This is a genomic window from Methylophaga sp. UBA2012 (assembly GCF_002335235.1).
Taxonomy (GTDB): domain Bacteria; phylum Pseudomonadota; class Gammaproteobacteria; order Nitrosococcales; family Methylophagaceae; genus Methylophaga; species Methylophaga thalassica.
This window is the reverse complement of record NZ_DDCG01000005.1, coordinates 271130-278079: the sequence shown is the minus strand read 5'-3', so window position 1 is coordinate 278079 and position 6950 is coordinate 271130. Positions and strand designations below refer to the sequence as shown.

Sequence of the window (6950 nt, the reverse complement as noted above, 5' to 3'; positions counted from 1 at the left end):
TTCATCTAAAAACAGCGTACCGCCATTAGCCTGTTCAAAGCGCCCTTTTCGCTGTACATGTGCACCAGTAAAAGCTCCTTTTTCATGACCAAATAATTCTGACTCCAATAATTCTTTTGGAATAGCGGCCATATTTAAAGCGATGAAAGGGCCATGTTTGCGTGGACTATGGCGATGTAAAGCCTGTGCAACTAACTCTTTACCTGTGCCTGACTCGCCATTCACCATGACCGTTATATTCGAGCGGGCAAGACGACCTATGGCTCTGAAGACTTCTTGCATAGCCGGTGCTTCACCGACTATCTCTGTGCTGATATTTACATCTTCAACAGGCTTATTATTCTGTTCACGGCTATGACTTATTGCTCTTTGAACCAGTTCAACCGCTTCATCAACATCAAATGGTTTTGGCAGATACTCAAAAGCACCACCTTCATAGACAGAAACAGCACTATCGAGATCGGAATATGCCGTCATGATAATGACCGGTAGTTCAGGATAACGTTCTTTGATCTCGGATAATAATTCCAAGCCATCAATACCAGGCATTCTGATATCACTTATCAAGACATCTGGTCTTTGTTCACGTCCCTGTTTTAGCTCATTTAATGCAATATCACCGGTTTCAAAAGCACGAACAGTAATGTCAACAACTTCCAGGGCCTTTTGTAAGACCCATCGAATTGATCGGTCATCATCTACAATCCAAGCTATCGCTCTACTAGCGTTCACGTGCAAACTCCAAAGGAAATGTTACTGAAAAAATAGTTTGTCCAGGTTTACTGCAACAGCAAACTGTTCCTCCATTGCGTTGGACTAAGTTTTGAACTAGATACAGACCAAGTCCTGTTCCATCAGCCCTACCCGTGACCAATGGATAAAACAAACTATCTTGTAATGATTCGGGAATACCTGGGCCGTTATCTTCAATCTCAACTAAAACGCCCAATTTGTAATACTGTTTTTCTATGGTGATATTTCGCTGAATTCTGGTGCGGAGAATAATCAAACCTACACCATGCATGGCTTGAACAGCATTTCTTACAATATTAAGAAAAATCTGAATAAGCTGGTCAAAGTCAGCATACAGTTCAGGAATACTGGGATCATAATCAATTTTAAATCGAAGACGCTCGTCTACTTCAATATCAACTAATTGACGAACATGTTGCAAAATCTCATGAATATTTGTGTGGCGTTTTTCAGGTTGCTGATTTGGTCCCAGCATTCTATTCATCAAGTTCTGTAAGCGGTCTGCCTCGGTAATAATAATTCGTGTGTATTCTTTTAAATCTTCAGAGTCCAGTTGCCTTTCAAGTAATTGTGCGGCACCACGTAAGCCCCCCAACGGGTTTTTTATTTCATGAGCCAAGCCACGAACGACTTGCTGTTGAGTGTGGAGATTTTCATCCCGCGTTATTCTCTGTTGATAATCAAGAAGTGCAAGCTCAAGGATGACGTAAGAATCATCCACATCCAACATTTTCATAGAGCAGTCCACCAAGACTTCGCCACTTGCAGGCAAAAACAAATGTACTTCACGTTCAATCAGTGCTTGTCCGCTAGAGACGACACGCTCAAGCGATTTAAATAATTTTCTCTCACCAGGTAACAAGGTTTGTAGTGGAATGTTTTCAGCCTGACGCTGACTGATTTCAAATAAAATTTCTGTGGCTGTATTGATGTAACAAACGCGTAAAGCGGAGTCCAGAATCAGTATAGAAGTAGATAAACTTTCTAATACATCATTGCTGGCGAAAGCATTGTGGCTCATAGTGGTAACACTCATATTCATGCTCAGTTGGTAGCAAAAAACGCTCCACATTTGAGCACTGTCAAAGGGGTTATAGTTAAGCTATTGATTGATATAACAACACCATTAAATTCTTCTCAGATTTACTCAGTGGTGCAATGAAAAATAATACAGACTACCACTACCTATGCACCATAACTGTGCATTGGATATTCGTGCTTTTTCTCATTAATCGGTGCGTTAGCTAATTTAGCTTAGATGCTCGGTGTAAATGAAATACGATGTTATCAGAGGCTAATTCTTTATCATCGGCACTGATAATTTTTGCCGTGATTTCGTGTGAACCTCGACTAAGGTTAGTAAATTGATAAGAGGTTGATGCCTGGGGCTCACCGACAGCCTGCCCGTCAAGATACACCTGAATCGCATCCCCTCTGTCGGGATTCAGTGCTGGCTCTATACTCAATGTGACTTTCACATCACCATTATTTACCCAAATACTTTCATTTGCTGCTGGAGCGGTAATTGAAATCTGATAATCAGGTACTGGCGAGGAATCTGTTTCTGACTCTGTTTGGCTTATTTGTTGAACTTCTGGTGGAGAATACGTGGCTGAAGGTGGCAATTCAATCAGTTCAGCACCGGGCCTTTCTTCATCAGAAAATACAACTGTACCGTCTGGTTCTACCCAGCGGTATATAGCTGCCAGAACCTGACTGCTGAATAATAACAAGAAAATCAGATATATAACTCTCATTGGCTAAGCATATTCCACCATGTCTCTAACCGCAACTCACAGCCATAAAAAAAGCGCCCCGAAAGGCGCTTTTTGTTAGCTTCATCACATAAGTGATTACACGCTGTAGTACAAGTCATACTCAACTGGGTGTGTTTCCATACGGATACGAGTGACTTCTTCCATTTTCAATGCAATGTATGCATCGATCATGTCATCAGTAAATACACCACCTTCAGTCAAGAAAGCGCGATCTTCATTCAAACAATCGAGTGCTTGATCTAGTGAATGACATACTGTTGGAATTTCTGCTGCTTCTTCAGCTGGTAAGTCATACAGATCCTTATCCATTGCATCACCAGGATGGATTTTGTTTTTAATACCATCTAAACCAGCCATTAACATCGCTGAGAATGCTAAGTATGGATTCGCGGTTGGATCAGGGAAACGTACTTCAATACGGCGACCTTTTGGATTACTAACAAAAGGAATACGGATTGAAGCTGAACGGTTACGTGCTGAGTAAGCCAACATAACAGGCGCTTCGAAACCAGGCACAAGACGCTTGTAGCTGTTTGTTGAAGAGTTAGTAAACGCATTCAGAGCACGCGCATGTTTGATGATACCACCGATGTAGTAAAGCGCAGTTTCAGATAAACCACCGTATTTATTACCCGTGAATTGGTTTTCGCCATCTTTAGAGAAAGATTGGTGAACGTGCATACCACTACCATTATCACCTACGATAGGTTTAGGCATGAATGTCGCTGTTTTGCCATAAGCATGAGCAACATTGTGAACAACGTATTTCAGGATTTGTACTTCGTCCGCTTTTTTAACCAGTGTGTTGAATTTAACACCGATTTCGCACTGACCTGCCGTTGCTACTTCATGGTGATGAACTTCAACAGGTAAGCCCATTTCTTCCATGGTTAAGCACATTGCAGCACGGATATCGTTGAGTGAGTCAACAGGAGGAACAGGGAAATATCCTCCTTTCACTTTTGGACGGTGACCTTTATTACCATCAGCGAATACTTTTTCGGTATTCCATGCTGATTCATCAGAGTCGACTTTAAAGAATGAACCAGACATATCGCTGCCCCAGCGAACATCATCTAAGATGAAAAATTCTGGTTCAGGACCGAAGAAAGCAGTATCACCAAGGCCAGTAGATTGCAGGTAAGCTTCAGCACGCTTAGCAACACTTCGTGGGTCACGTTCATAACCTTGCATAGTTGCAGGTTCGACGATATCGCAACGAATAATCAGTGTGTTGTCGTCCATAAATGGATCCATCACAGCTGTTTCAGGATCTGGCATTAAAATCATGTCTGATTCATTAATACCTTTCCATCCTGCAACAGAAGAGCCATCGAACATTGCGCCTTCTGTGAAGGTATCTTCATCAATTGTGTGTGCAGGGTAAGAAACATGCTGTTCTTTACCACGCGTATCGGTGAAACGGAAGTCAACAAATTTGACATCCTCATCTTTGATCATTTGAAGCACATTTTCGACTGACATTTAACTTCTCCAATTTTTATAAACTGCACTTTCTGTAGTGCAAACTAAACACGCGACACAATACAGCAGAAATCACGCCAACTTTTACTACATAAAAAAATCAACTATTTAGGTGCATTTGCACCAACACTAAGCACCAATAAAGTGCATAAAAACCCATAAACGCACCACATTAGTGCTACGCACCAACTCGAACCGTAATGACAAGTTCATCATCATTTTGTTGCGTGGCTATTACTTCATGGCCATTGATGCGAGCCCATGCAGGAATATCATGTAAAGCACCAGGATCCGTGCATATTACATCCAGCTCATCGCCCTTAGTCATCTGCTTAATTTGATTTTGAGCTTTTATTACCGGTAAAGGGCATAACATCTTTCGAGCATCTAAAGTTTGCTTACTCACACATACCACTCCTGTAAAACTTGCTCCGCAGAAAGTGGGGGAGTTTTTACCTGCAAACTACCTTGTTTTGGTAATGCAATATCCAACTCAACTTCATCCGCCATTCTACCCTGCCCAAAGCGAGCGACAATAGCTGCGGCGAGTTCATATTGTTCCTCATCAAGCTCACCGTCAACCAGCGCCATCGGACCACTGTGACTTAAGGCGTGAATACTAATAAACTCTTTTCGATAGCCTTCTAAAAACTTACTTTCACCGGCATCACGCGCGATAATCAACTTAAATTCTGCCTTTGGACGAATATGTCTGCCCACTTTCAGCAGCATGATATCGTCCATCTCATACTCTCTGCTATTACGCGCTTGCCATAAATCGACAAGCTTGTCAGAGTAACTTTTGTCGGTGAGAAAACAACAACCACCCGCTGGAGTCGCAAAATCAGTTAAGCCAAACTGTTTGGCCAAAGCAATTTGTGGTTTACGGTTACGACCATGAAAATCGTACAATTTACTACGATCTACCCAGCCTTCACGCTCTGGTAATGTTTCAGGAAGATTTTTAGCACACAACGGTCTGAGTAATAAATCCTCAGCACCAGACTCTTCAGAGATAATCGGCATGGTCGCTTTACGTTGCGACATTGGGCGTTGACCAATCACTTCGCCAGTAATAATAAAGTCAAAACCATCGTGATGATTTTCTTTTATCCACTCAACTGCTTTGCTGACCATGAAAATCTTACAATCCAGGCAGGGATTCATATTCGCCCCGTAACCATGTTTAGGATTCAGTAATACTTCTTTGTATTCTTCAATAACATCAACGATATGTAATTTAATGCCTAGTTGCTCCGCCACCCAGAGTGCATTATTTCGTTTTTGTTTATTCTTATCTTGATTACGAATGGCATGGGTGTGCCCTTCAACACAAAAACCGGTATAAAAATTAATCCCTTCTACTTCAATACCTTGTTCTTGCATGACCCGGACGGCCAGCATTGAATCCAGACCGCCTGAAATCAAGGCGACTGCTTTATGTTTTTTTTCCATCATTATTTTAAATCTAAGCTGTTCCACCAACAGTTAGTGCATCAATTTTCAGAGTAGGCTGTCCCACCCCTACAGGTACACTCTGTCCTTCTTTACCACAGTTACCCACACCGGTATCAAGTTCCAAATCGTCAGCAACCATTGATATGCGTTGCATAACTTCTGGTCCGTTACCAATGAGTGTTGCCCCTTTTACAGGTGTGGTGACTTTACCGTTTTCAATGAGATAGGCTTCACTTGTCGAGAAAACAAATTTGCCAGAGGTAATATCGACTTGGCCACCGCCAAAATTAACGGCGTAAATGCCTTTCTCGACAGATGCAATAATCTCTTCTGCTTTATGCTCACCAGGCAGCATGTAGGTATTCGTCATGCGAGGCATCGGCAAGTGCGCGTAAGACTCTCTGCGTCCATTACCCGTACTCGTGCTGCCCATAAGCCGTGAATTATGCTTATCCTGCATGTAACCTGTTAGTTTGCCCTTTTCGATCAAGGTAGTGAATTGGGTCTCCACACCTTCATCATCCACATTCAATGAACCTCTTCGTGACGGCATGGTGCCATCATCGACGACAGTACACAAAGGAGAGGCCACCTGCTCACCCATTTTCCCTGAGAACGTGGATGTACCTCGTCGATTAAAGTCACCTTCTAAACCATGACCAACGGCTTCGTGTAATAAAACTCCTGGCCAACCATTACCGAGTACGACGGGCATTGTCCCCGCTGGAGCAGCAACGGCTTCTAAGTTAACTAAAGCCAATCTGACCGCTTCTTTTGCATAATTAACAGCCAGACTATTTTGTTGGAAGTAACGATAATCCATCCGACGACCACCACCAGCACTGCCACGCTCACGGCGTCCATTTTGCTCAACAATCACACTGACATTCATACGAACAAGAGGTCTGATATCCGTGGCATATGTGCCATCACTTGCGGCGATCAACACTGTATCAATACCACCTGCCAGACTCACACTCACTTGTTTAACACGAGGATCAGCGGCTCTTGCTGCAGCATCTGCTTCTCGTAATAAGTTGAGCTTTTCAGTTACGGTCAACGCGAGGATAGGATCATCCGGGGTATACAGTACGGGAGATTGCTGTTTTGTCCAGACGGCGACAGATTGTTGAGAACCTTGTCTGGAAATTGCCTGAGCCGCCTTAGCTGCCTTTTGTAAAGCAGGCAAAACCAGGTCATCTGAATAAGCAAAACCCGTCTTCTCACCACTACAGGCTCGGACGCCAACACCTTGTTCAAGATGATAACCACCGTCTTTAATAATGCCGTCTTCTAACACCCAGTTTTCTTGTCTGGACTGTTGAAAATACAGATCGGCGTAATCGACACCAGCGGTCATTGTCGTTGCTAATGCATTTTCCAAATCAGTGTCTGTTAAACCAACAGGAACTAAGAGTTGCTGTTGAACTTTTTCGGGAATCGAGGCGCTCATCAATAAAGAATCATCGTTTGTTT

At 42.8% G+C, this 6950-nt stretch carries 7 protein-coding genes; all 7 read right to left on the bottom strand.

Annotation, left to right across the window (positions count from 1 at the left end; translation table 11 throughout):
* The coding region (locus tag B2248_RS06200) for a sigma 54-interacting transcriptional regulator (protein ID WP_286722432.1) at positions 1 to 732 on the bottom strand (732 nt) is incomplete at its 3' end.
* Positions 722 to 1795, bottom strand: coding sequence for a nitrogen regulation protein NR(II) (gene glnL / locus B2248_RS06195; RefSeq protein WP_139031856.1), 1074 nt, complete (start codon positions 1793 to 1795; stop codon positions 722 to 724). The genes B2248_RS06200 and glnL, both read right to left, overlap by 11 nt.
* 202 nt (positions 1796 to 1997) lie before the next feature.
* Complete coding sequence (locus tag B2248_RS06190) at positions 1998 to 2510, bottom strand: DUF4124 domain-containing protein (protein ID WP_273182297.1); 513 nt, start codon at positions 2508 to 2510, stop codon at positions 1998 to 2000.
* Positions 2511 to 2606: 96 nt separating this feature from the next.
* A complete protein-coding gene (gene glnA / locus B2248_RS06185) occupies positions 2607 to 4016 on the bottom strand; it encodes a glutamate--ammonia ligase (protein WP_007145776.1) in 1410 nt (469 codons plus the stop codon).
* Positions 4017 to 4194: 178 nt separating this feature from the next.
* Positions 4195 to 4422, bottom strand: coding sequence for a sulfurtransferase TusA family protein (locus B2248_RS06180; RefSeq protein WP_007145777.1), 228 nt, complete (start codon positions 4420 to 4422; stop codon positions 4195 to 4197).
* On the bottom strand, positions 4419 to 5471 hold the full coding sequence (locus B2248_RS06175; protein ID WP_040576499.1) for a tRNA (5-methylaminomethyl-2-thiouridylate)-methyltransferase: 1053 nt from the start codon (positions 5469 to 5471) through the stop codon (positions 4419 to 4421). Before B2248_RS06175 ends, B2248_RS06180 begins: the two co-directional genes overlap by 4 nt.
* Positions 5472 to 5484: 13 nt before the next feature.
* Positions 5485 to 6927, bottom strand: a complete 1443-nt coding sequence (gene tldD / locus B2248_RS06170) for a metalloprotease TldD (RefSeq protein ID WP_007145779.1) — start codon at positions 6925 to 6927, stop codon at positions 5485 to 5487.
* Positions 6928 to 6950 lie beyond the last annotated feature (23 nt).

Excerpts from the sequence above, each read along its gene's own strand:
- B2248_RS06175 (WP_040576499.1), bottom strand. The coding sequence starts at position 5,471 with ATGGAAAAAAAACATAAAGCAGTCGCCTTGATTTCAGGCGGTCTGGAT.
- tldD (WP_007145779.1), bottom strand. The coding sequence starts at position 6,927 with ATGAGCGCCTCGATTCCCGAAAAAGTTCAACAGCAACTCTTAGTTCCT.
- B2248_RS06190 (WP_273182297.1), bottom strand. The coding sequence starts at position 2,510 with ATGAGAGTTATATATCTGATTTTCTTGTTATTATTCAGCAGTCAGGTT.
- glnA (WP_007145776.1), bottom strand. The coding sequence starts at position 4,016 with ATGTCAGTCGAAAATGTGCTTCAAATGATCAAAGATGAGGATGTCAAA.
- glnL (WP_139031856.1), bottom strand. The coding sequence starts at position 1,795 with ATGAATATGAGTGTTACCACTATGAGCCACAATGCTTTCGCCAGCAAT.